18 protein-coding genes are annotated in these 23240 nt (G+C 65.7%); 5 read left to right on the top strand and 13 right to left on the bottom strand.

Going from position 1 to position 23240, the window contains the following annotated elements:
* Nucleotides 1-155: 155 nt before the first annotated feature.
* Together PVE73_RS16955 and PVE73_RS16960 are read left to right on the top strand one after the other, a co-directional pair.
* On the top strand, nucleotides 156-1427 hold the full coding sequence (locus tag PVE73_RS16955; RefSeq protein ID WP_277363366.1) for an MFS transporter: 1272 nt from the start codon (nucleotides 156-158) through the stop codon (nucleotides 1425-1427).
* A gap of 211 nt (nucleotides 1428-1638) precedes the next feature.
* Nucleotides 1639-2370, top strand: a complete 732-nt coding sequence (locus PVE73_RS16960) for an SDR family oxidoreductase (protein WP_277363367.1) — start codon at nucleotides 1639-1641, stop codon at nucleotides 2368-2370.
* 223 nt (nucleotides 2371-2593) lie between these two features.
* On the opposite strand, the gene PVE73_RS16965 is transcribed toward PVE73_RS16960, so the two are convergent.
* The 9 genes from PVE73_RS16965 to chvE form a co-directional block, all read right to left on the bottom strand.
* A complete protein-coding gene (locus tag PVE73_RS16965) occupies nucleotides 2594-3232 on the bottom strand; it encodes a 2-dehydro-3-deoxy-6-phosphogalactonate aldolase (protein WP_277363368.1) in 639 nt (212 codons plus the stop codon).
* Nucleotides 3229-4164, bottom strand: a complete 936-nt coding sequence (locus tag PVE73_RS16970; RefSeq protein ID WP_277363369.1) for a 2-dehydro-3-deoxygalactonokinase — start codon at nucleotides 4162-4164, stop codon at nucleotides 3229-3231. Before PVE73_RS16970 ends, PVE73_RS16965 begins: the two co-directional genes overlap by 4 nt.
* Nucleotides 4165-4176: 12 nt before the next feature.
* Complete coding sequence (locus tag PVE73_RS16975; protein WP_277363370.1) at nucleotides 4177-5703, bottom strand: aldehyde dehydrogenase (NADP(+)); 1527 nt, start codon at nucleotides 5701-5703, stop codon at nucleotides 4177-4179.
* Between the two features lie 40 nt (nucleotides 5704-5743).
* On the bottom strand, nucleotides 5744-6664 hold the full coding sequence (locus PVE73_RS16980; RefSeq protein ID WP_277363371.1) for a Gfo/Idh/MocA family oxidoreductase: 921 nt from the start codon (nucleotides 6662-6664) through the stop codon (nucleotides 5744-5746).
* Nucleotides 6665-6967: 303 nt separating this feature from the next.
* The gene (gene araD / locus PVE73_RS16985) at nucleotides 6968-8713 is read right to left on the bottom strand and encodes an L-arabinonate dehydratase (RefSeq protein ID WP_277363372.1); all 1746 of its coding nucleotides are present in this window, start codon (nucleotides 8711-8713) and stop codon (nucleotides 6968-6970) included.
* Between the two features lie 268 nt (nucleotides 8714-8981).
* Nucleotides 8982-9953 carry an AraD1 family protein gene (gene araD1 / locus PVE73_RS16990; protein WP_277363373.1) on the bottom strand — a complete coding sequence of 324 codons (972 nt, stop codon included), beginning with the start codon at nucleotides 9951-9953 and terminating at the stop codon, nucleotides 8982-8984.
* Nucleotides 9954-9967: 14 nt separating this feature from the next.
* Entirely contained in the window at nucleotides 9968-11188 is a 1221-nt protein-coding gene (gene mmsB / locus PVE73_RS16995) for a multiple monosaccharide ABC transporter permease (RefSeq protein ID WP_277363374.1), read from the bottom strand.
* A gap of 4 nt (nucleotides 11189-11192) precedes the next feature.
* Entirely contained in the window at nucleotides 11193-12713 is a 1521-nt protein-coding gene (gene mmsA / locus PVE73_RS17000; RefSeq protein WP_277363375.1) for a multiple monosaccharide ABC transporter ATP-binding protein, read from the bottom strand.
* 303 nt (nucleotides 12714-13016) lie between these two features.
* Complete coding sequence (gene chvE / locus PVE73_RS17005; RefSeq protein WP_277363376.1) at nucleotides 13017-14084, bottom strand: multiple monosaccharide ABC transporter substrate-binding protein; 1068 nt, start codon at nucleotides 14082-14084, stop codon at nucleotides 13017-13019.
* A gap of 179 nt (nucleotides 14085-14263) precedes the next feature.
* Here chvE and PVE73_RS17010 point away from each other — a divergent pair, with 179 nt between their 5' ends.
* Nucleotides 14264-15205: a LysR family transcriptional regulator gene (locus PVE73_RS17010; RefSeq protein WP_277363377.1), complete on the top strand. Its 942-nt coding sequence runs from the start codon at nucleotides 14264-14266 to the stop codon at nucleotides 15203-15205.
* Between the two features lie 110 nt (nucleotides 15206-15315).
* Nucleotides 15316-16236 carry a carbohydrate kinase gene (locus tag PVE73_RS17015; RefSeq protein WP_277363378.1) on the top strand — a complete coding sequence of 307 codons (921 nt, stop codon included), beginning with the start codon at nucleotides 15316-15318 and terminating at the stop codon, nucleotides 16234-16236.
* 259 nt (nucleotides 16237-16495) lie between these two features.
* Here the strand turns inward: PVE73_RS17015 and cysQ are convergent, their stop codons facing one another.
* From cysQ to PVE73_RS17035, 4 genes are all read right to left on the bottom strand, one after another.
* Entirely contained in the window at nucleotides 16496-17335 is an 840-nt protein-coding gene (gene cysQ / locus PVE73_RS17020; RefSeq protein WP_277363379.1) for a 3'(2'),5'-bisphosphate nucleotidase CysQ, read from the bottom strand.
* Nucleotides 17308-19230 carry a sulfate adenylyltransferase subunit CysN gene (gene cysN, locus PVE73_RS17025; protein ID WP_277363380.1) on the bottom strand — a complete coding sequence of 641 codons (1923 nt, stop codon included), beginning with the start codon at nucleotides 19228-19230 and terminating at the stop codon, nucleotides 17308-17310. Before cysN ends, cysQ begins: the two co-directional genes overlap by 28 nt.
* A complete protein-coding gene (gene cysD, locus PVE73_RS17030) occupies nucleotides 19230-20135 on the bottom strand; it encodes a sulfate adenylyltransferase subunit CysD (RefSeq protein WP_277363381.1) in 906 nt (301 codons plus the stop codon). Before cysD ends, cysN begins: the two co-directional genes overlap by 1 nt.
* Before the next feature lie 391 nt (nucleotides 20136-20526).
* The gene (locus PVE73_RS17035; RefSeq protein WP_277363382.1) at nucleotides 20527-21648 is read right to left on the bottom strand and encodes a DegT/DnrJ/EryC1/StrS aminotransferase family protein; all 1122 of its coding nucleotides are present in this window, start codon (nucleotides 21646-21648) and stop codon (nucleotides 20527-20529) included.
* Between the two features lie 218 nt (nucleotides 21649-21866).
* Here PVE73_RS17035 and PVE73_RS17040 point away from each other — a divergent pair, with 218 nt between their 5' ends.
* A complete protein-coding gene (locus PVE73_RS17040; protein ID WP_277363383.1) occupies nucleotides 21867-23222 on the top strand; it encodes a phosphomannomutase in 1356 nt (451 codons plus the stop codon).
* Nucleotides 23223-23240 lie beyond the last annotated feature (18 nt).

The following is a 23240-nucleotide window of genomic DNA, read 5'->3' on the forward strand; positions in this document are numbered from 1 at the left end:
ATGCAGGTCCGGGCCGGCGGCGGTACGAATCGACTGGTCCCGGCTGGCGGGATCGATGAGCCCGTGCTTGCGTTCCCCGCCGATATGTTGATGGGCTAAACCAGAGACCGCCGCTCTCTGGCGCCCAGGGAAGACGAAAGGCCGAAGGAGATATCTTGCTGGGAATCCTCGCTCAACTCGGCGCCCTCCTGCTCAGTGCCACTGTCCTGCTCGCCGGAAACGGCCTGCAGACGACCTTGTTGCCGCTGCGGGCCGGAATCGAGGCGTTCCCGCCCTTTTCGATCGGCGTGATGGGATCGAGCTATTTCGTGGGATTCGTGGGCGGCTGCCTCACCACGGCGCATCTGGTCCGCCATGTCGGCCATATCCGCGTCTTCACGGCCATGGTCGCCGCCGCTTCCGTGGTGCCTCTGATTCATGTCCTGACGGTGGAGCAGTGGGTGTGGTGGGTGCTGCGCGCGATCACCGGCTTCTGCATCGCAGCGCTCTTTCTCGTCATCGAAAGCTGGCTCAACGAGAAGGCCGAGAACCGCACGCGCGGGACGATCTTCTCGATCTACACCACGCTGACCTTCGTGGCCATCATCGGCGGCCAGGTCCTGATTCCGTTCTACGATCCCGCGCTCTTTCCGCTTTTCGCGCTCACGTCGATCATCATTTCCGTCGCGGCCATCCCCATCGCCCTCACCTCCTCGGCCCAGCCCCCACTGCCCGCCGAGGTGAGACTTCGCCCGATCCGGCTCGTGAAGCTCTCGCCGGTCGGTGCGCTCGGATGCCTCGTCGTGGGGCTGAGCAACGGCGCGTTTTGGGCGCTGGGGCCGGTCTTCGCCGCCGATGTCGGGCTCGGCACGACACGGATCGCCGTCTTCATCGGCGTCACCGTCCTGGGCGGGGCGCTGTCGCAGTGGCCTCTCGGCCGCCTGTCCGACAGGCTCGACCGGCGGGTCGTCACCACGATCATCTCCATTCTGGCAGCCGTGACCGGGATCGGGCTGTTCCTGGCAAGCCGGTTCTGGAACCCCGGAATCCTGCCCCTGGCTTTCGCCTTCGGCGTGTTTTCCTTCCCCGTCTATGCGCTGTCGGTGGCCCATGTGAACGACCTGATCACCTCCGAAAGCTTCGTGGAGGTTTCCGGCGGGCTGCTGCTGGTGAACGGGCTGGGCTCCGTGTTCGGCCCGCTCGCCGGCGCGCTCGCGATGGCAATGATGGGACCGGGGGGCCTCTTCCTTTATGTGGCGCTCGTGTTCCTGCTGCTTGCCGCCTTCGCGCTGATGCGCATGCGCAGCACGCCGAGGCCCGCCGAGAGCCACAGCGCCGATTTCGTCACCGTCGCCGACACCGCCGTGGCCGCTCCGGTCTTCGACCCCCGCACCGAAGATGCGGCCGAAACCGACGAAATGCCCCAGCCCGAACCCCGTCCCGAATGAGACGCCCGCTGCGCCTGGCGGATCGATGCCTGCGTCGCGTCAAGGCGAGCGGCTAGGGTTGCCTTTGCCGGGGAGGTGAAGTGGTGCTTGCGCGGAAAATTTATGTCATTGAGAGAAGGAAGCAGTGAATAGCGAAAAGAAAAGGCGCTCTCCAAGAGAGACGGACTTCAACGCCTGAGCTATCCCGTTCACTATTCACCCGGAGGATTCCATGACCAGCCTGCAAGGAAAAACCGTCCTCATCACCGCCGCTGCGCAGGGCATCGGCCGCGCCAGTGCGCTGGCCTTCGCCCGCACAGGCGCCGTGGTCTACGCCACCGACATCAACGATAAGCTGCTCGCCGAGCTCGAAGGTGAGGCAGGCATTCTCACGCGCAAGCTCGACGTGCTCGACGACGCCGCCGTGAAGGCCCTGGTCACCGAGATCGGCGCGGTGGACGTGCTCTTCAACTGCGCCGGCGTGGTGCATGGCGGCTCGATCCTGGAGATGAAGGACGAGGAACTCGAATTCGCCTTCGACCTCAATGTGAAGGCGATGATTCGCACAATCCGCGCTGTGCTGCCGGGAATGATCGAGCGCGGCGGCGGCGCGATCATCAACATGTCGTCGGTCGCCTCCAGCATCAAGGGCGTGCCGAACCGCTTTGCCTACGGCACCACCAAGGCAGCCGTCATCGGCCTCACCAAGGCGGTCGCGGCGGACTATGTGGCGGAAGGAATCCGCTGCAACGCGATCTGCCCCGGCACCGTGGAAAGCCCATCATTGCAAGAGCGGCTCAAGGCCACCGGCGACTACGAGGGCGCACGAAAAGCCTTCATCGCCCGCCAGCCGATGGGCCGCCTGGGCACGCCCGAGGAGATCGCGGATCTCGCCGTCTATCTCGCCACGGCTACCTACACCTCCGGCCAAGCCTATGCCGTGGACGGCGGCTGGACGATCTGACGGCGGGTGTAATGCAGGAAAGGCCGCGCTCCTTCGCGCCCCCCCTCTGTCCTGCCGGACATCTCCCCCTCAAGGGGGGAGATTACGCTGGCCGAAGTGCCGCCGCTTTTCTGCGGCGTTGACGTTTGGCGAAACCTCCGGTGAAAGCCGATCTCCCCCCTGAGGGGGAGATGTCCGGCAGGACAGAGGGGGGCGTGACGGGGCGCGATTCTTCTGAGTTGCGTCAGCTCTGGGATTCGAACACCGCGTCATAGGCCGCAACGGCTACGCGCGCCTTTTCCGCCACGTCCTTCGCGCTCGCGCCCGGCTTGTAAAGGCTGAAGCCGAGACCGAAGGTGCGAATGCCGACGGCCTTGTAGGCCGCGAAATCCACCTCGGAAACGCCGCCCACCGCACCCACCGGGACCTCGGCCGGCAGGACGGCCTGAATGGCCTTGATGCCGTTCGGCCCCAGCACGGAGGCCGGGAAGAATTTCAGCGCCGAGGCACCCGCGCGCGCCGCCGCCAACGCCTCGGTCGGCGTGAAGACGCCGGGCATGGTGACCATGCCGTGGCCGGAAGCGCGCCCTATGACCGCAGGCTCCACATTGGGGCTGACGAGCAGGTCGCCGCCCGCCTCGCGGAGGCGGTCGACGTCCTCGACCGTTAGCACCGTGCCGGCGCCGATCAGCACATTCGCGGGCGCCAGTTTGCGGGCAATCTCGATGGAGCGGAAAGGCTCGGGCGAGTTCAGCGGCACTTCGATCGCCTCGAAACCCGCTTCCAGCAAGGCTCCTACGATTCCTTCCGCTTCCTCCGGCTTCAACCCGCGCAGGATGGCGACGAGGTCGCGTTTCAGTTTCGGCCATGTTGTCCTGCTCATGCGGCTCTCCTTTCCGGCCAAAGCGCCGAGGCGGCGCTGTAAAGCCCCCGGCGCACCAAATCCTGTCCGTCCAGCGTGCGGCAGCCGATGCCGGCAATCGCGAGCGCCGTCTCATAGGCTTGCGCCTGCGTGCCGCCTGCGATCAGCATGACCTCCGCCCGCTCCTGCAGATCCTTCCGCGCGGCGGCGATCTCGGCCCCGACCAGCAGGCCCGATAGCCGCGCCTTGGCGTCCGGTGCGCCATCGCCCGCAAGCAGCGACGCCGCACGGATGGAAAAGAGTTTTCCGGTGAGGCCCGCGCCCTCCAGCATCTCGCCCACGGCTTCCCTGAAGGCGGGCGAGGCGCTGTCGCCCTCCCCCGCAGCGACCATATCGCGCAGGATGGAATGCTGGCCGATGACGGCGAAGAGCTCGCCGGTCATGTAGGTGGTGAAGTCGACGAGCAGCCCCTCCTCCACCAGCGCCCATTTGGAATGGGTGCCGGGCAGGCAGAAGAGGCCGGACATGCGGCTTTCGGCCCAGGCGCCGGCAAGCTGGGTCTCCTCGCCGCGCATGACGTCCTCGCGGCCCTTCGCGCGCTGGCAGACGCCGGGGAGGATGCGCACGTCGCGGTCGGGTCCATCGACCTTCACGGCATCCGCATAGAGACCTTCGAGGCTTGCAGGCGCGTCGCGATAGGCAGCCTCGCGCCAGGCGCCGCGCGCGCCGGCCATGCCGGCCACGATCACCGGCAGGTCGGGCTCGGTGCCTAGCGCCTGAAGGTGCGCCTCCAATACCGGTTCAAAGCGGCTTGGTCCGAACCCGTCCGGAGACAGGCAGGCGCGCATGCCCTCCCCGCTCGACCGCTCGGCGAGCACACCGCCCCCGGCATCGAGAAGCCACAGGCGGAAATTGGTCGTGCCCCAATCCACCGCCGCGCAGAAAGGCGCCATGGGCCGCCGTCCTCAGACGCTGCGAAGGTCTTCGGGAAGCAGGCTCGCCGGCATGTCCTGGAAGGCCACCGGCCTTAAGAAACGGCGGATCGCCAGCGTGCCGACGGAGGTGGTGGAGGTATTGGTACTCGCCGGGTACGGCCCGCCATGCATCATCGCATCGCTCACCTCCACACCAGTCGGGAAGCCGTTGGCGATGAGGCGGCCCGCCTTCCTCTGCAGGATCGGCATCAGCGAGGCGGCAAGCGCCGTGTCGGCCTCGTCCATGTGCAGCGTGAGGGTGAGCTGGCCTTCAACGCGGCGCGCGATCTCGCGCATCTCGTCCTCGTCCTTCGCCCGCACGACGATGCCAAACGGGCCGAACACCTCGTTGTGCAGTTCGGGATTCGCAAGCCACTCCTCACCCGTGGTCTCCAGCAGGTCCGGTCCGGCATTGCGGCCTTCCGCCTTGGAAGCAAGCCGCGCGCGCACGCAATTCAGGCCCACCACCTTGTCGCGCCCGCTGCGATAGGCATTCGCGATCCCCGCCGTCAGCATCGGCTGGTCGGTGATCTGCTCCAGCGCGGTCTGCGCCGCGCCGAGGAAGCCCTCCACATCGCTGCCGTCGAGTGCGATCGCCACGCCGGGATTGGTGCAGAACTGGCCGACGCCCATGCTCAGCGAGGCGGCCCAGCCCTGCGCGATCTTCTCGCCGCGCGCGGCGAGCGCCGCCGGCAGCAGGAACTGCGGATTGACCGAGCCGAGCTCGCCGTAGAACGGAATGGGATCCGGCCGCGCCTGCGCCAGGTTGAAGAGCGCGCGCCCGCCGCCGGTGGAGCCCGTGAAGCCGACGGCCTTGATCAGCGGGTGGATAACCAGCGCCTCGCCCGCCTCGCGGATATTGCTCTGGATGAGCGAGAAGACGCCGGGATGCTGGCCGGTTTTCTTCACCGCCGCATCGATCGCTTCCGCCACGAGTTCGCCCGTGCCGGGATGGGCCTGATGGCCCTTGATGATCACCGGGCAGCCGGCGGCCAGCGCGGACGCCGTGTCGCCGCCCGCGGTCGAGAAGGCGAGCGGGAAGTTCGACGCGCCGAAGACGCCGACCGGGCCGATCGGAAGCTGCATCAGCTTCAGGTCCGGCTTGGGCAGCGGCTGGCGCTCCGGATTGGCCGGATCATGCCGGCGGTCGAGATACTCGCCCTTCTCGATATGGCTAGCGAAGAGGCGAAGCTGGCCGGTGGTGCGGCCGCGCTCGCCATTGATGCGGGCCTCAGGCAAGCCGGATTCCTGCGTGGCGATCTCGGTGATCGCTTCGCCGCGCGCCTCGATCTCGTCGGCGATGGCGTTGAGGAAGGCGGCGCGTTCCGCGCGGCTCGTGGCGCCATAGGTCCAGAACGCCTCTTCCGCGGCCTTGGCCGCGCGGTCGACCTCGGCGGCGGTGCCCACCGCGAAGTCGTGCGACGACCCCGTCACCGGATCGGAAGAGAAGGTTTTCTCGCCTCCCACCCACTCGCCGGCAATCAGGTGTTTTCCGCGTGGCTTGAAGCTCTGAGACATGGGGACACTCCATGATGACTGACGGGGGATGGAGCCTTATCTATTCGTGGAAAGGCCCCACGTCCACCTTTCGGCCGAGAAGAAATGCATCGGCCACCAGCTTGTGCGGGGCGAGATCGACATCGCCTTCTCCCGCCTTCAAAAGCGCGGCGAAGCGGTGATAGATGCCGTCATACTCGGCCTCCAGCCCACCCGGATGCTCGCCGCCGTCGACCGACATGCGGCTGCCGCCGTCGGCCAGCACGAGCAGGCCCTGGTCGGTTTCGATGCGGATCTCCCAGGTCTGGGGGCCTTCCTGCCGCCAGTCGAAATCGGCGGCGACATCGAAGCCCGCGAGGCTGCGCATGGCGAGCTTCGCGGCGATGGGCGTCTGGCAGTTCTCGGGCGTCTCGAGCGTCGCCGCGGTAACGAAGACCGGCGGCACAATGGCGGTGAGGATCGAAAGCGCGTTGATGCCCGGATCGAAGACGCCGAAACCGCCGGCCTCCCAGATCCAGTCCTGGCCGGGATGCCAGCGCCGCACGTCCTCCTTCCAGACGATCTCGACATGGCGGATCTGCTTGCCCTCCAGCCACGTGCGGGCGGGCTCGACGCAGGGCGCGAACCGCGAATGCCAGGTGGCGAACAGGGTCACGTTCTGCCGGCGCGCAAGCTCGATCAGCGCTTCCACTTCGCCCACGGTGGTGCCGGGCGGCTTTTCGAGCAGCACGTGCCGGCCCGCCTTGAGCGCGGCCACCGCCATCTCGTAGCGGGGAACCGGCGGCACGCAGAGGGCGACGGCCGGGATGTCAGGCCGCTCGCGCAGCATGGTCTCGAGATTTGTATAGTTGTCTATACCTTCCACCCGACCATGCCGGCTGACGGCGGCGGCAAGCTCGAACTCGGCCGAGCGCCCGATCGACGGCAGATGCTGGTCGCGGGCGATCTTGCCGATGCCCACGACGGCGATTTTGGTGGCCATGAATGTCTCCCTCTCTCTCAATGGTTGGACGCACGGCCCCTCTCTTGCAAATTCTAAGGACTTGGGCTTTCGCCCAAGACCAAGAATTTGCTTTCTCCCCCGCCAAGGGGGAGATAGGCGCGCTGCAATACCGTCTTTGCAAATCTCCATGTCTGGAGACTGGCCGAGACGGCGGTGCCGCGATCTCTCCCCCCTTGCGGGAGAGAAAGCGATTTCAACATCTTAGCTGGAGCGAAGCGGAGGCTAAGTGTTAGAAATCGCAAGAGAGGGGGCCTGGCCTCGCCGGACCCCAGATCACAAATTCTAATGCGAATCCCTGCCCACCGGGCTGCCGCGGCAACCCTTCAGGAAGTCGAAATCCGCGCCGGTGTCCGCGCCCTGCACATGGTCGTGGAAGAGCTGCGCGTAACCGCCTTCCGGCCGCGTGACGACCGGGCGCCATTCCGCCAGCCGTCTCTCCAACTCCGCTTCGGAGATGTCGAGGTGAAGGCGGCGGTTCGGCACGTCGAGCTCGATCATGTCGCCATTGCGAACGATCGCGAGCGGGCCGCCGACCGCCGCCTCAGGCGAGGTGTGGAGCACCACGGTGCCATAGGCCGTGCCGGACATGCGGGCGTCGGAGATGCGCACCATGTCGGTGATGCCCTTGCGCAGGACTTTTGGCGGCAGGCCCATATTGCCCACTTCCGCCATGCCCGGATAGCCCCTCGGTCCGCAGTTCTTGAGCACGAGCACGCAGCTCTCGTCCACATCGAGGGTTTCGTCGTTGATCTTGGCCTTGTAGTCGTCGATGTCCTCGAAAACCACGGCGCGGCCGCGATGATGCATCAGATGCGGCGAAGCGGCGGAGGGCTTCAGCACCGCGCCCCTGGGCGCGAGATTGCCGCGCAGAACGGCGATGCCGCCATGCGGCGTCAGCGCCCGCTCGACCGGCCGGATGACATCGTCGTTCCAGTTCTTGACGTCCTTGACTTCCTCCCATATCGGCCCCCCGGAGACGGTGAGCGCTTGCCTGTGGAGCCTGCCGCTCTCGCCCAGCATCCTGATGACGACCGGCAGGCCGCCCGCATAAAAGAACTCCTCCATCAGGTATTTGCCCGACGGCATGAGGTTGACGATGGTGGGGATCTCGCGGCCGAGCCTGTCCCAATCGTCCAGCGTCAGATCCACGCCGACGCGGCCGGCAAGCGCCAGAAGATGAATCACGGCATTGGTGGAGCCGCCGATCGCGCCATTGACGCGGATGGCGTTCTCGAAGGCCTGGCGGGTGAGGACATCGGAGGGCTTCAGGTCGTCCTTCACCATCTGGACGATGCGCCGGCCCGACAGATGCGCCATCACGCGCCGGCGGCTGTCGACGGCGGGAATGGCGGCGTTGCCGGAGAGCGCCATGCCGAGCGCCTCCGCCATGGAGGCCATGGTGGAGGCGGTGCCCATCGTGTTGCAGGAGCCCGGCGAGCGGCTCATCGCCTGCTCGGCGTCGAGGAAATCCTCGCGGCTCATCGTGCCGGCCTTGATGGCTTCCGACATCTGCCAGAGCGCGGTGCCGGAGCCGACGCGCTCGCCGCGGAACCAGCCATTGAGCATCGGCCCGCCGGAAACGAGGATCGCAGGCAGGTCGGTGCTCGCAGCACCCATGAGAAGCGCCGGCGTGGTCTTGTCGCAGCCGCCGAGCAGCACCACGCCGTCGAGCGGGTTGCCGCGCAGCGCCTCCTCCACATCCATGGCCGCAAGGTTGCGGAACATCATGGCCGAGGGGCGCAGGGCGCTCTCGCCGGTGGAGAAGACCGGGAATTCCAGCGGCAGGCCGCCGGCCTCGTAGATGCCGTGCTTCACCCGCTCGGCAAGGTCGCGCAGATGCGCGTTGCAGGGCGTGAGCTGCGACCAGGTGTTGCAGATGCCGATAACCGGCCGGCCGTCGAAGAGGTCGGCCGGCAGGCCCTGGTTCTTCATCCAGGAGCGATGATAGATGTGGTCGCGCGACGTGCCGCCGAACCATTCATGGGACCGGAGCTTCCTCGGCCAGGGTTTTGGGGTGAATGCGCTCATGGGTGAGTTCCTTTCCGGGTCCGCCGTCCGGAGTGTGGGTTCAGTATGCTGGTAGAAATGGAAGGTTAGCGGCCGTCGCGCCCCCATCTGGCCTGCCGGCCATCTCCCCCTCAAGGGGGGAGATCACCCCGGCCGCTCGGCTTCGCCCATCCTTCAAGGCCGACGATTGGCGAAAACCCTCGCGAAAGCCGATCTCCCCCCTTGAGGGGGAGATGGCCGGCAGGCCAGAGAGGGGTGATGAGGGGCCAGGTCCTTCAAGCATCTGTTTCTAAAGCGCCGTGACCTTCGTCTCGCGCTTCCCTTCCCGCTTGTGCGGGTTTCTCAGCGGCAGGCCGAAATCGGGCGCCGATATCTCCCACACATCGCCCTCGCCGCAGGAAATCCCCTCCGCGAAGGAGAGCGTCGCCGTGCCGAACATGTGCACGTGCAGGTCGCCGGGCTGGCAGAAGAGCGTGTATTTGAAGTGGTGGTGCTCCAGATTGGCGATCGTGTGGGACATGTTGTCCTCGCCGGAGAGGAATTCCTTCTCCCAGACCACCTTGCCGTCGCGCAGGATGCGTGAGGTGCCGCGGATGTCCCTCGGCAGATCCCCCACCAGAAGCTCGGGGCCGAAGGAGGCGGGCCGGAGCTTGGAATGCGCCAGATAGAGATAGTTGATGCGCTCCGTCACATGGTCGGAGAACTCGTTGGCAAGAGAGAACCCCACCCGGAACGGCCGGCAATCCCGGCCGATCAGGTAGAAGCCGGCGATCTCCGGCTCCTCGCCGCCGTCGAGCGCGCAGTCGGGCGAGACGAGCGGGTCGCCGGAGGCCACGGCCGCTGTCCCCGTGCCCTTGTAGAACCACTCCGGCTGCACGCCCTCCTTGCCCGCTGCAGGCTTGCCGCCCTCGATCCCCATGCGGAACATCTTCATGGAATCGGTCATGCCGGCGGTGTCGGCTTCGGCGTGCATGGCATCGCGCGCGGAGGCCGAGCCCAGATGGGTGAGGCCCGTGCCGGTCAGGAACATATGCGCCGGATCGGGGTGGCGCACGGGAACGTCGAGCGCGCCTTCGGCAGCGAGCTTCTGCAGATCCACGGCCTCGCCCACCCCGTGCCTGTCGATGGCCGCAGAAAGTGCCTCTCCCGCCTCGATCGCTTCCATCGCGAGCGCGTAGGTGCTCGCCGCGCCTTTGACGAGACGCGCGTCCGTTCCCCGGCGGCAGACCACGCCGCCCTTCTTCAACTGCGAAAGATGCATGCCACTTTCCTCGCTCAAGCCGCCTTGTTCTTGTTGTAGACATCGAAGATCACGGCCGCGAGCAGCACGAGACCCTTGATGACCTGCTGATAGTCGATGCCGATGCCGAGGATCGACATGCCGTTGTTCATCACGCCCATGATGAAGGCGCCGACCACGGCCCCCACGATCTTGCCCACGCCGCCGGACATGGACGCTCCGCCGATGAAGACGGCGGCGATCACGTCGAGCTCGAAGGAGACGCCGGCCTTGGGCGTGGCCGTGTTGAGGCGGGCGGCGAAGATCAGGCCGGCAAGGGCGGCCAGCATGCCCATATTGGCGAAGGTCAGGAAGGTGAGCCGCTCCGTGCGGATGCCCGAGAGCTTCGCCGCCTTCTCGTTGCCGCCGAGCGCATAGATGCGGCGGCCGATCGTGGTCGAGTTGGTGAGGAAGGTGTAGGCCACCGTCAGCACAGCCATGGTGATGAGCACGTTGGGGAAGCCGCGATAGGTGGCGAGCAGATAGGAAAGGAAGATGATGGCCGCGGCGATCAGCCCGTTCTTGGCGGCGAAGAAGGCGAAGGGCTCGTCCTCGGTGCCATATTTCGTATGGCGCTGGCGGTTGCGCACCGCCATGAACACCAGGATCGCCGCCGTCGCCGCCCCCAGCAGGACCGCCGTCACATTGGGCCGGCCGACGCCGAAGACGTCCGGAACGAAGCCGGTGCTCAAAAGCTGGAACGAGCGCGGGAACGGGCCTACGGATTGCCCTTCCAGGACCCACAGCGTGAGGCCGCGGAAGACCAGCATGCCGGCGAGCGTCACGATGAAGGAGGGAATGCGCCAATAGGCGATCCAGTAGCCCTGCGCCGCGCCGATCAGCCCTCCCAGCACAAGGCAGGCGACCACCACGAGGAGTGGCGGTAGATCGTAATGCACGAGCATCACCGCCGCCACGGCGCCCACGAAGCCCACCACGGAGCCGACCGACAGGTCGATGTGGCCCGACACGATGACGAGCAGCATGCCCAGCGCCATGATGACGATGTAGCTGTTCTGCAGGATGAGATTGGTGAGGTTGACGGGCCGCATCAAGGTGCCGTCGGTCACCACCTGGAAGAAGGCCATGATGACGACCAGCGCGAGCAGCATGCCGTATTCGCGCACATGGGTCTTGAGATGGCCGCCGATGGTGGCCGTGGCGCTTTCCACCTTGACCTCGGCCGCCTTTCTCTGACGAGCGGACAGTTCTGACATTTCGTTATGACCTCACGATCATGGACATGATCTTCTCCTGGCTCGCCTCGCTCGCCGCGAGTTCGCCGACGATCGCGCCCTCGTTCATGACATAGATGCGGTCGCACATGCCGAGCAATTCCGGCATCTCGGAGGAGATCATGACGACCCCCTTCCCCTGCCCCGCAAGCTCGTTGATGATGCCGTAGATCTCGAACTTCGCGCCGACATCGATGCCGCGCGTCGGTTCGTCGAGGATCAGCACCTCCGGCTCGGTGAAAAGCCATTTGGCCAGCACCACCTTCTGCTGGTTGCCGCCCGAGAGATTCATCACCTTCTGGAAAACGCTCGGCGTGCGCACGCCCAGGGCCTTGCGGTAGCGCTCCGCCACCTGCCGCTCCTCGGCATCGTCGATGACGCCGTTTTTCGCCACCCGCATCAGGTTGGCGAGCGTGGTGTTGCGCAGGATGTTCTCTTCCAGGACGAGACCGAGGGCCTTTCGGTCCTCGGTCACATAGGCAAGGCCGTTGGCCACGGCGCGGTTGACGGTGGAGACGTCGATCTCCTTGCCGCGCAGCCTGACGGAGCCGGAAATGTCGCGGCCGTAACTGCGGCCGAAGAGGCTCATGGCAAGCTCCGTCCGGCCCGAGCCCATCAGGCCCGCGATCCCCACCACCTCGCCGGCCGCCACGCGCAGCGACGCGCCGCGAATCACCTGCCGGTCCGATTGCTGCGGATGCCAGACGTTCCAGTCCGACACCTCCAAGAGCGTCTCGCCGATTTTCGGCGTGCGCTCGGGGTAACGGTGCGCCATGTCGCGGCCCACCATGTCGCGGATGATGTGCTCCTCGCTGATCGTCTCCCGGTGGCAGTCGAGCGTGGAGACCGTCTTGCCGTCGCGCAGCACGGTGATGGTGTCCGCCACGCGGCTCACTTCGTTGAGCTTGTGCGAGATCAGGATGGAGGAGATGCCTTGCGCCTTGAATTCGAGCAGGAGGTCGAGGAGCTTCTGGCTGTCCTCCTCCTGGAGGGCGGCCGTGGGCTCGTCGAGGATGAGAAGCTTGACCTCCTTCGAAAGCGCCTTGGCGATCTCCACGAGCTGCTGCTTGCCGACGCCCAGCGTGTCCACGCGGGCGGAGGGCTTCTCCCTCAGCCCGACCTTGCGCAGCAGCGCCTCGGTGCGCGCGTTCGTTTCGGGCCAGTCGATCACCCCGCCCCGCGCGACCTCGTTGCCGAGGAAGATGTTCTCGGCGATCGACAGGAGCGGCACCAGCGCGAGCTCCTGGTGGATGATGATGATGCCGACCTCTTCGCTGTCGGCGATCCCCGAAAAGGCCACGGGCCGCCCCTCGAAGACGATCTCGCCTTCATAGGAGCCCGCCGGATAGACGCCGGAGAGCACCTTCATCAGTGTGGATTTGCCGGCGCCGTTCTCGCCGACGAGCGCATGGATTTCGCCATGCGCCACCTTCAGGTTGACGTCGTCCAGAGCCTTCACGCCGGGAAAGCTCTTGGTGATGCCGCGCATCTCCAGAATGGGTTCCATGGAGACTTCCATACCATTGCCTCCTCTCTTGGAAATTCCAAGGACTTGGCTTCGCCAAGCCCAGGAATTTGCTTTCTCCCCCGCCAAGGGGGAGATAACGCCTGCATCACCGCTTCTGCCAATCGCAAAACCCTGGCGAGTGATAGCGGCAAGCCTGCAGTACGCCATCTCCCCCTTGGCGGGGGAGAAAGCGATTTCAACATCTAGCGAAGCCAAGTGTTAGAAATCGCAAGAGAGGGGGCTGTTGCAAACCATTTAACTCAAGGGAACCCGGCCCTCTTCGGGCCGAGTTCGCTCGTTAGATTATTGAACCTGATCCATGGTGTAGTAGCCGCTGCCGATCAGGATCTCCTCCCAGTTGGACTTGTCGACCAGCACGGGCTTCAGGAGGTAGGACGGCACGACCTTGACGCCGTTGTCGTAGGTCTCGGTGTCGTTGATCTCCGGCTCGCCGCCCTGCAAGAGCGCATCGACCATGCCCACGGTCACGCGGGCGAGCTCGCGCGTGTCCTTGAAGATGGTGGAATACTGCTCATCGGCAAGGATCGACTTCACCGAGGGGATTTCGGCGTCCTGGCCGGTGACGATCGGCATCTTGAGATCGCCCGAGCCGTAGCCCACGCCCTTGACCGAGGAGAGGATGCCGATGGAAAGACCGTCATAGGGCGAAAGCACGCCACTCACCTGTTTGTCGGTGTAATAGGCGGAAAGGAGGTTGTCCATGCGGGACTGCGCCACCGCGCCGTCCCAGCGGAGCGTGCCCACCGTGTCCATGCCCATCTGGCCGGACGGGATGACGATCTCGCCGGAATCGATCATGGGCTGCAGCACCGACATGGCGCCGTCATAGAAGAAATAGGCGTTGTTGTCGTCGGGCGAGCCGCCGAAGAGCTCGACGTTCCAGGGCTTCTGGTCCGGGAAGCGCTCCTTCAGGCCGTCGACCAGCGAGGTCGCCTGCTGCACGCCCACCTGGAAATTGTCGAAGGTGGCGTAGTAGTCGACATGCTCGCTGTCGCGGATCAGGCGGTCATAGGCGATGACCTTGATGTCGGCCGCGGCCGCATTCTCCAGCGCGTTCGACAGCGTGGTGCCGTCGATCGCCGCGATCACCAGCACATTGACGCCCTTGGTGATCATGTTCTCGATCTGGGCGAGCTGGTTGGGGATGTCGTCCTCGGCGTATTGAAGATCGGTCTCGTAGCCGGCCGCCTTGAACTGCTCGACCATCGAGTTGCCGTCCGAAATCCAGCGGGCCGAAGACTTGGTCGGCATGGCGATGCCGATCAGGCCCTTGTCCTGCGCCTGGGCGGCGCCGGTGAAGAGAGCCGCCCCCAGTGCGAGCGAAGCGAAAATGGATGTGATTCTTTTCATTTTATTCCTCCCCAAAGCCACAGGGCACGGCCCCATGCGGCAACATTTGACCGTGCCCGGCGGTGGTGTGCAAGAAAGAACTGGATCACCCGATCCGCCGGCGAACCTATTGGACGAGGTTCATACCAATCAAATGCATTTTTTGTCCTTTCACATACCGGAAGTGGTATACTAAGAAGATGCAGAGAGATCCCGCCTCCAGGCTGAAGCTGAGCCATTTCCGCCTCATCGCGGCAGTAGCAGAGCATGGGCAGATGAGCCCGGCCGCAGCCGCCCTTTCCATGACCCAGCCCGCGGCCTCGCGGATGCTGCGGGAGATCGAGCGGCTCGTCGGCGCTCCCCTCTTCGAGCGCCACGCGAGAGGCATGAGCCCGACGGAGGTGGGCAGGCTCCTTTCCCGTCACGCGGACACGCTTCTCACCGAAGTGCGCGCGGCCATCGTCGAGGTGGAGGAGTTCAAGCAGGGAAAAGGCGGGCGCGTGCGGGTGGGCGCGGTCACCGGCGCGGCCGTCGGCTATGTGATGCCGGCGATCCAGAAGCTGAAGGCCACCTCGCCCAACGCGGACGTGCATATCGACGTGGCTCCCAGCGACGCGCTGATCCGCGACCTGATGGCCGGCCACTTCGACTTCGTGCTGGGCCGGGTGCCGCCGCCCTTCGACCCGCGCGATTTCATGATCTCCAGCGGACGCAGCGAAATCGTCGATCTCGTGGTGCGCAGGGACCATCCGCGTGCCGGCGCCAACGCGATGTCGATCATCGATCTCGGCGGCTACGAATGGATCCTGCAGTCGGTTGGCGCGCCCGTTCGCGTTGCCGTGGAGCGGGCATTCATCGATGCGGGCGGCAGCATCCCGCCGAACATCATCCACACGACATCGCTGCTCGCCATGATCGCGCTGCTCGTCACCTCCGATGCCATCGCACCGCTATCGCGCGAGGTCTCGGACCTCCTGGGGGGAAACGGCGGCGGGCTTGGCCTGGCGATCCTGCCGATCCGCGAGGCGCTGGTCGTCGATCCCTATCACCTGCTCTCGCTCAGGAGCCGGCCGCTCTCCCCGCTTGCCCTCAGGCTCAAGGGGTTGGTCGTGCAGGAACTGGCGCGGGGCACATCGCCCTGAGTATGCTGGGCCTTCAGCGTGCTGGCGCAACGCCTTGTTTCCGGTGCACAATGAGCAGCATAGGATTATAGCAGGCCGGCTGCGTGATTCGGATTTGGAGGGAAGACAGGATGATCCTTTGCTGCGGAGAAGCGCTGATCGACATGCTGCCGCGCGAGACGGCGGAGGGCGAGGCCGCATTCGCTCCGCATGTCGGAGGGGCGCTTTTCAACAGCGCGGTCGCCCTCGGGCGCCTCGGCGTGCCGGTCTCCTTTTTCTCCGGCCTCTCCAACGACCTCTTCGGCGCGAAGCTCCAGGCCGCGCTGCGCGCGAGCAAGGTCGATTTCAGCCACGCGGTCATTTCCAGCCGCCCGACGACGCTCGCCTTCGTCTCGCTGGACCAGGGCCAGGCGAGCTACTTCTTCTACGACGAGAGCTCCGCCGGACGAATGCTCTTCGAGGCCGACCTGCCCGATCCGGACGACGCGGTGGAGGCGCTGCTCTTCGGCGGGATCAGCCTTGCGACGGAGCCTTGCGGCAGCACCTACGAGGCGCTGATGACGCGCGAGAGCGCCTCCCGCGTGATCATGCTCGACCCGAACATCCGCCAGGCCTTCATCCGCGACCCGCTGGCGCACAAGGCACGCATGCGGCGCATGATGGCCATCGCCGACATCATCAAGATCTCGGAGGAGGACCTCGCCTGGTTCGGCGGGCCGGCTTCGTCCGGGGAGGCCGCGCAGGTGCTCCTCGCCGCGGGCACGAAGCTCGTGATCGTCACGAGCGGCGGCAAGGGATCGGCCGCCTACTGGCGCGGGGGAAGCTTCGTCATCAGCGCGCTCAATGTGGACGTGGTGGACACGGTGGGTGCCGGCGACTCCTTCAATGCCGGCGTGCTCGCCGCACTGCGGAAATCGGGATCGCTGACGAAGGAGCGACTAGGCTCGCTCACGACGGATGTCGTTCGCGACGCGCTCTCCTTCGCCACGCGCGTCGCCGCCGTCACCGTCTCGCGCGCCGGCGCCAATCCACCCTGGGCGAACGAGATGTGAGAAGAGGCGGCGTCCCGCCGGGGTGCCGGCGTTCAAGAAGACGCCTGTGGAGGTGTTCAGGCATGGATCCTCGGGTCAAGCCCGAAGATGACGAGGGGCATAGATGCCCTCGCCAATCGCCAACGCTGGAGCTTTGCGCCGAACATCCCCACTTCGTCATCCTCGGGCTCGACCCAAGGATCCATGCCTGAACGTCGAAGCACGACCAACGCCTGGATCATGATGCCGAAAAGTGGATGCCGGTTTTCGGGATCATGCTCTAATCCCGAGCCCGCCCCTCGGCGATGAAGAACGGGTTGGCGAAGGCTTCGAGCCCCTCCCCGCCCTTCGGGCCGTAGGTGAAGGGCTCGCCGTCGAGCGTGAGCGTGCGGCCGCCGGCGGCGCGCAGCACCGCATCGCCGGCCGCGGTGTCCCATTGCATGGTGCGGCCGTAGCGCGGATAGAGATCGGCATCGCCGCGCGCAAGCATGCAGAATTTCAGCGAAGAACCGATGGAGACCGTCTCCGCGCCCGGATAGCGGGCGATGAAGGCTTCCGTCTCCGGTGTCAGATGGGAGCGGCTTGCGACGATTGCGGGCGGGTTCCCGCGCGCCCGTGCCCGTATCTCGCGGCGGCTCGCGATCGCGCCGTCCGGACATTCGGCCTCGAAGGCCCCGCCCGGCCGCCCGGAATAGAGAAGCCCCCGCGCGGGCGCGTAGACCACGCCCGCGACCGGCGCACCTGCCTTCACATAGGCGATGTTCACGGTGAAATCCGGCCGGCGCTCGATGAATTCGCGGGTGCCGTCGAGCGGGTCGACCAGGAAAAAGCCCTCGTCGCCGCAGGCCGGCAGAACGCCGCCCGAGGCCTCCTCTTCCGAAACGCAGGGCGTGCCCGCGACGGTGGCGCGCAGGCCTTCGAGGATAACGCGCTCGGCGGCGCGGTCGGCCTCCGTCACCGGCGAGGCGTCGGACTTCCGCTCGACGCTCACGCCGGCTTCGTAATGCGCCATGATCTCGCGGCCGGCGGCAAGCGCCAGATCCTCGAACAGGGCGAGAAGGGCGGTTTCGTCGGAAACCAAAGAGGTCTCGGTCAGCAATAGCCGCGCTCCTGCAGCCATTTCTCCAGCTCATCGGCCATGTCCTCGGGCGAACGGGCCGCCGTGCGCAGGTGGACATCCGGGTTTTCCGGCGCCTCGTAAGGCGAGTCGACACCGGTGAAGTTCTTGATCTCGCCCTTGAGCGCCCGCGCGTAGAGCCCCTTCGGGTCGCGCTTCGCGCACTCCTCGAAAGGCGTGTCAACGAACACCTCCACGAACTCGCCCTCCGCCATGAGGTCCCGCGCCATGCGGCGTTCGGCCTGGAAGGGCGAGATGAAGGAAACGAGCACGATCAAACCCGCATCCGCCATCAGGCGCGCCACCTCGGCCACCCGGCGGATGTTCTCCACCCGGTCCTCCTCGGTGAAGCCGAGGTCTCGGTTGAGGCCGTGGCGCACATTGTCGCCGTCGAGAATATAGGTGTGGCGGCCGGCCGCGTGCAGCTTCTTTTCCAGGAGATTGGCGACGGTCGACTTGCCGGAGCCGGAAAGCCCGGTGAACCACAGCACCGCCGGCTTCTGGTGCTTGAGGGCCGCGCGCGAGGACTTGCTCACATCCAGCGCCTGCCAATGGATGTTCGCCGCACGGCGCAGCGGATGCAGGATCATGCCCGCGCCCACCGTGGCATTGGTCACCCGGTCGATCAGGATGAAGGAGCCGGTCGAGCGGTTCTCCGCGAAGGGATCGAAGGCAACGGGCGACTGGAGCGAAAGATTGCAGACGCCCACCGCGTTGAGTTCCAGGCACTTCGCGGCCTCGTGGGCGAAATTGTTGATGTTCACCCGGTGCTTCAGATGCGAGACGGTGGCGCTCACCTGGTCCGTCTCGGTGCGCAGCAGATACATGCGGCCGGGCATCAGGGGATGCTCGTCGAACCAGACGATGTTGGCGGTGAACTGGTCGGCCACATGGGGCCGCGCATCCGGCGCGACCAGAAGCTCGCCGCGCGAGACCTCCACCTCGTCTTCCAGGACGAGCGTGACGGCCTGGCCCTGCACGGCGCTGTCCAGGTCGCCGTCATAGGCGACGATGCGCTTGACGCGGGTGCGCCGGCCCGACTTGGCGACCACCACATCTTGGCCCACCGCGATCTCGCCTGAAGCGACGGTCCCGGCAAAGCCGCGGAAATCCAGATTGGGCCGGTTCACATACTGCACGGGAAAGCGGAAGGGCCTCGCATCGGCCGCCGGCTCGATGTCCACCGTCTCCAGATGCTCGATAAGCGACGGCCCGGCGTACCAGGGAGTACGCTCCGAGGCACGCGTGACGTTGTCGCCGTCGCGCGCCGACATCGGGATCGGCACGACCGAGGCGAAGCCGAGATCCTTCGCGAAGGACTCGTAGTCGGCGACGATCCTCGCGAAGACCTCCTCGTCGAAATCGACGAGATCGATCTTGTTCACGGCGAGCACGATGTGGCGGATGCCGAGCAGCGAAGCGATGATGGAATGGCGGCGCGTCTGCTGCAGCACGCCCTGGCGGGCATCCACCAGCACCACCGCGAGATCGGCCGACGAAGCGCCCGTCGCCATGTTGCGCGTGTATTGCTCGTGACCGGGCGTGTCCGCCACGATGAACTTGCGCCGGGGCGTGGAGAAGAAGCGGTAGGCGACGTCGATGGTGATGCCCTGCTGGCGCTCGGCCTCCAGCCCATCGACCAGCAGCGCGAAATCGATCTCGCCGCCATTCGTGCCGTGCTTCCTGGAATCCTGCTCGAGCGCGGCGAGCTGGTCCTCGAAGATGAGCTTGGTGTCGTAGAGCAGGCGGCCGATCAGGGTCGACTTGCCGTCATCCACGGAACCGCAGGTGAGGAAACGCAGGAGCGTCTTCTTCTCCTGGGATGCGAGGTAGGAGCGGATGTCGGCGCTCTCGGCCTCGGGCTCGAGAAGCGCGCTTGCGGCGTCGGCGGTCAGCATCAGAAATATCCCTCGCGCTTCTTCTTTTCCATCGAGCCGGCCTCGTCGCGGTCGATGAGGCGGCCCTGGCGCTCTGAGGTGCGCGCCGTCAGCATCTCGGAAACGATGTCCTCGAGCGTCGCGGCCGAGGAGTCGATGGCGCCCGTCAGCGGGTAGCAGCCAAGGGTGCGGAACCGCACCACACGTTCCTCGATCTTTTCCCCAGGCATGAGCTTCATGCGTTCGTCATCGACCATGATCGTCATGCCCCCGCGATCCACGACCGGCCGCTTCTTGGCGAAGTAGAGCGGAACGATCGGAATCTCCTCCTGCAGAATGTACTGCCAGATGTCGAGCTCCGTCCAGTTGGAGAGGGGGAATACGCGGATCGATTCGCCCGGTGCGACGCGGGTGTTGTAGATGTTCCACATCTCCGGCCGCTGGTTCTTCGGGTCCCAGCTGTGATTGGCCGTGCGGAAGGAGAAGATGCGCTCCTTGGCGCGGCTCTTCTCCTCGTCGCGGCGCGCGCCGCCGAAAGCCGCGTCGAAGTCGTATTTGTCGAGCGCCTGGCGCAGCGCCACGGTCTTCATGATGTGGGTGTGGACGTTGGAGCCGTGGTCGAACGGGTTGATGCCGTCGCGCACGCCCTCCTCGTTGATATGCACCAGGAGATCGAAGCCCAATTCCGCCGCCATGCGGTCGCGGAAGGCGGTCATCTCCTTGAATTTCCACGTCGTGTCGACGTGGAGAAACGGGAATGGCGGCTTGGCCGGATGGAAGGCCTTCATCGCCAGATGAAGCAGCACCGACGAATCCTTGCCGATGGAATAAAGCATCACCGGCCTGGAGAAATTCGCCGCAACCTCCCGCATGATGTGGATCGACTCGGCTTCGAGACGCTGGAGGTGGGTAAGCTGTGCCGCCATGGTGGTACCTTCTTGCGATTTGGGCGCATTCCGGGAACGCGCCGGTTAGTCGCAATACCATTGCTGCAAGAGCGATCACAAGGCGACCAAAACTAAACGCGCTTCCCGATCGCCCCCATGTTTTGCGCCATTCGCTGTGAAAGCGGAAAGTTCTTCCGGTGCTTACGGGCAACGGCCCTTTACTTCGACCGTTTTGCCGGTTGACCGTTCAGGCATGGGTTCCTCGGGTCAGCCCGAGGATGACGAGAGCATGGGATGCATCCGCCAAGTGCCACTCGGCGATTCGCGGAAAACCTCTTCTCCTCGTCATGCTCGGGCTGACCCGAGCAACCCATGCCCGAACGTCGACGCACCACCATCGGTCAGAGCACTTGGTATAGAAGAGGAGAAGTCAGGCCTCCCGCGCCGCGCGGCGGATCGTGGCGACGACCCGGTCCTGCTCCGCCTCGGACAGATAGGGGTGCATGGGCAGGCAGAGGATGCGGGCGGGGAGGCTCTCGGAGACCGGCAGGCCCTTCGGCGTGCGCGGATAGGCGGCATAGGCCTCCTGCACGTGCAGCGGCTTCTCGTAGTAGACGACGGAAGGGATGCCTTCCTCCCTGAGCGCCGCCCTCACCGCGTCCCGCGCGGGCGTCTCAATCGCATATTGCGCCCAGGCCGAGCGGTTGCCCGACGGGATCACGGGAACCTTCACCACGTCGCCCAGGGCGTCGCTGTAGCGCGCTGCGACCTTCTGGCGCAATTCCATCTCCTCCGGCAGGATGGCCAGCTTCTCAATCAGGATCGCCGCCTGCATCGTGTCGAGCCTGGAATTGAGCCCGACGCGCACATTGTCGTACTGGCTGCGGCCCTTGCCATGGAAGGCGACGGAGCGGAGGATCTCGGCGAGCTCCCCGTCATTGGTGAACATGGCGCCGCCGTCGCCGTAGCAGCCGAGCGGCTTGGCGGGATAGAAGCTCGTGCCGGCCACGTCGCCGAAGGCGCCGCACATGGTGTTGCCCTGGGAGCCGCCCGTCGCCTGGGCCGCATCCTCGATGACGAACAGGCCCTCGCGCTCGGCAATCCGTGCGATGCCGGCATAATCGGCGGCGAGGCCGAAGAGGTCGACCGGGATGACGGCCCTGGGCGCAAGCTCACCCTTCTCCCGCACTGCGGCGATCGCGGCCTCCAGGCTCGCCGCATCGATATTGTAAGTGTCCGGGTCGATGTCGACGAAGACCGGCGCGGCTCCCACCAGCGCCACCACTTCCGCCGTGGCCGCGAAGGTGAAGCTCGGCACGAACACGGCGTCGCCCGGCCCGATGCCCTTCGCCATCAGCGGGATCTGCAGCGCATCCGTGCCGTTGGCGCAGGCGACCGCGTGCTTGACGCCCAGATAGGCCGCGATCTTCTCCTCGAACTCGGCGACCTCGGGACCCAGGATGTAGCGCCCTTCCGCCAGCACCTTGGCCAGCCTCTTTTCCAGCTTCTCCTGGATGCGCTCGCGCTGCTTGCCGAGATCGATGAACTGCATGCCGTCCTGCCTTGCCCCTGAGAATCCGATTGCGCCGCGCCGAAGGCGCGTCGTGCTTTTCGCAACCCGCCGTGCTTTTCGCAAGGAAAAGGAACGTTCACTCTGTCGCAGGCATTGTTACACGCGGTGACTTGGGCGGGCCGCTTGGCGTTTGCGTTGCACAATTTTCACATCTAACACATAGCTATCTGCGCGCCAGACCAGGAGACAGGAAACGCATGAGTGCTCCCTTCAAGGCCTATGACGTTCGCGGCCGGATCCCGGAAGAGATCAACACCCCCTTCGCCTACCGCTTCGCCCAGGCGACGAAAGAGGCGCTGGGCACGAAATCCGTCGTGGTCGGCCACGACATGCGGCTCGACAGTCCCGCGCTTGCCGGCGCATTGACGCAAGGGCTTCTGGACAGCGGCGTGGACGTGCTTCCAGTCGGGCAGTGCGGTACGGAAGAGGTCTATTTCCACACCGCCCACTCGGGCGCGGATGCGGGCCTCATGGTGACCGCCAGCCACAACCCGCCCGACTACAACGGCATCAAGATGGTGCTGGAAGGGGCTGCGGCGGCCACGCCGGACAACGCCTTCGACCCCATCGAGGAACTGCTGCGCTCCGACAAGGTGTTCCCGACGGCCCGGAGCTACGCGGAGCGTGGCACGCTTCACCCGATCTGCGACCGCAATCTCTATATCGAGCGCCTGCTGGAAGAGGTCGCCGGGCAGGACCTGAAGTCCATGAAGATCGTCTGCCACGCCGGCAATGGCTGCGCCGGGCCGGTGATCGATCTTCTGGAAAAGCACCTGCCCTTCACCTTCATCAAGATCGACCATGATCCCGATCCGTGGCTGCCGAACGGCGTGCCGAACCCGCTGCTGCCGGAGAAGCGCCAGAAGGCCAGCCAGGCCGTCATCGACCACGGCGCGGACCTCGCCATCGCCTGGGACGGCGATTTCGACCGCTGCTTCCTCTACGATCACAAGGGCCGCTTCGTGGAGGGCTATTATCTCGTCGGCATGATCGCCCAGCGCCTGCTCAAGAAGGCGCCGGGCGGCACCATCCTCTACGATCCGCGGCTGACCTGGAACACGATCGACGTGGTGGAGAGCGCGGGCGGCGTCGCCAAGGCCTGCCGCACGGGCCATGCCTATTTCAAGCGCATGATGCGCGAGGAGAACGCCGTCTATGGCGGCGAGATGAGCGCGCACCACTATTTCCGCGACTTCGCTTTTTGCGATTCGGGCATGCTCGCCTGGCTCGACGTGGTCTGCGAGCTTTCGGCCACCGGGGTCAGCCTGGCCGAAACGCTGGAGGAGCGCATCGCCGCCTTCCCCTGCTCCGGCGAGATCAACTTCACCGTGGCGGACGCCAAGGCCGTGCAGGACAGGGTGGCGGGTCATTACCAGCGCTTCAACCCGGCGCTCGAGACCATCGACGGGCTCGGCATGGCCTTCGACGACTGGCGCTTCAACCTGCGCGCCTCCAACACCGAGCCGCTGTTGCGCCTCAACGTGGAGACGCGCGCCGACCAGAAGCTGCTGGAGGAAAAGGTGCAGGAACTGCGCAGGCTGATCGAGGCATAGGATTGACGAGCGGGCGCG

It is taken from the genome of Chelativorans sp. AA-79, assembly GCF_029457495.1.
Classification (GTDB): domain Bacteria; phylum Pseudomonadota; class Alphaproteobacteria; order Rhizobiales; family Rhizobiaceae; genus Chelativorans.

Coding starts and splice junctions, on each gene's coding strand:
- PVE73_RS16970 (WP_277363369.1), bottom strand. CDS start 4,164: ATGGCGCCTTTCTGCGCGGCGGTGGATTGGGGCACGACCAATTTCCGC.
- mmsB (WP_277363374.1), bottom strand. CDS start 11,188: ATGTCAGAACTGTCCGCTCGTCAGAGAAAGGCGGCCGAGGTCAAGGTG.
- araD (WP_277363372.1), bottom strand. CDS start 8,713: ATGAGCGCATTCACCCCAAAACCCTGGCCGAGGAAGCTCCGGTCCCAT.
- mmsA (WP_277363375.1), bottom strand. CDS start 12,713: ATGGAACCCATTCTGGAGATGCGCGGCATCACCAAGAGCTTTCCCGGC.
- PVE73_RS16975 (WP_277363370.1), bottom strand. CDS start 5,703: ATGTCTCAGAGCTTCAAGCCACGCGGAAAACACCTGATTGCCGGCGAG.
- chvE (WP_277363376.1), bottom strand. CDS start 14,084: ATGAAAAGAATCACATCCATTTTCGCTTCGCTCGCACTGGGGGCGGCT.
- cysD (WP_277363381.1), bottom strand. CDS start 20,135: ATGGCGGCACAGCTTACCCACCTCCAGCGTCTCGAAGCCGAGTCGATC.
- PVE73_RS16960 (WP_277363367.1), top strand. CDS start 1,639: ATGACCAGCCTGCAAGGAAAAACCGTCCTCATCACCGCCGCTGCGCAG.
- PVE73_RS17040 (WP_277363383.1), top strand. CDS start 21,867: ATGAGTGCTCCCTTCAAGGCCTATGACGTTCGCGGCCGGATCCCGGAA.
- cysQ (WP_277363379.1), bottom strand. CDS start 17,335: ATGGCTGCAGGAGCGCGGCTATTGCTGACCGAGACCTCTTTGGTTTCC.
- PVE73_RS16965 (WP_277363368.1), bottom strand. CDS start 3,232: ATGAGCAGGACAACATGGCCGAAACTGAAACGCGACCTCGTCGCCATC.
- araD1 (WP_277363373.1), bottom strand. CDS start 9,953: ATGCATCTTTCGCAGTTGAAGAAGGGCGGCGTGGTCTGCCGCCGGGGA.
- PVE73_RS16980 (WP_277363371.1), bottom strand. CDS start 6,664: ATGGCCACCAAAATCGCCGTCGTGGGCATCGGCAAGATCGCCCGCGAC.
- PVE73_RS17035 (WP_277363382.1), bottom strand. CDS start 21,648: ATGCAGTTCATCGATCTCGGCAAGCAGCGCGAGCGCATCCAGGAGAAG.
- cysN (WP_277363380.1), bottom strand. CDS start 19,230: ATGCTGACCGCCGACGCCGCAAGCGCGCTTCTCGAGCCCGAGGCCGAG.
- PVE73_RS17015 (WP_277363378.1), top strand. CDS start 15,316: ATGATCCTTTGCTGCGGAGAAGCGCTGATCGACATGCTGCCGCGCGAG.
- PVE73_RS17010 (WP_277363377.1), top strand. CDS start 14,264: ATGCAGAGAGATCCCGCCTCCAGGCTGAAGCTGAGCCATTTCCGCCTC.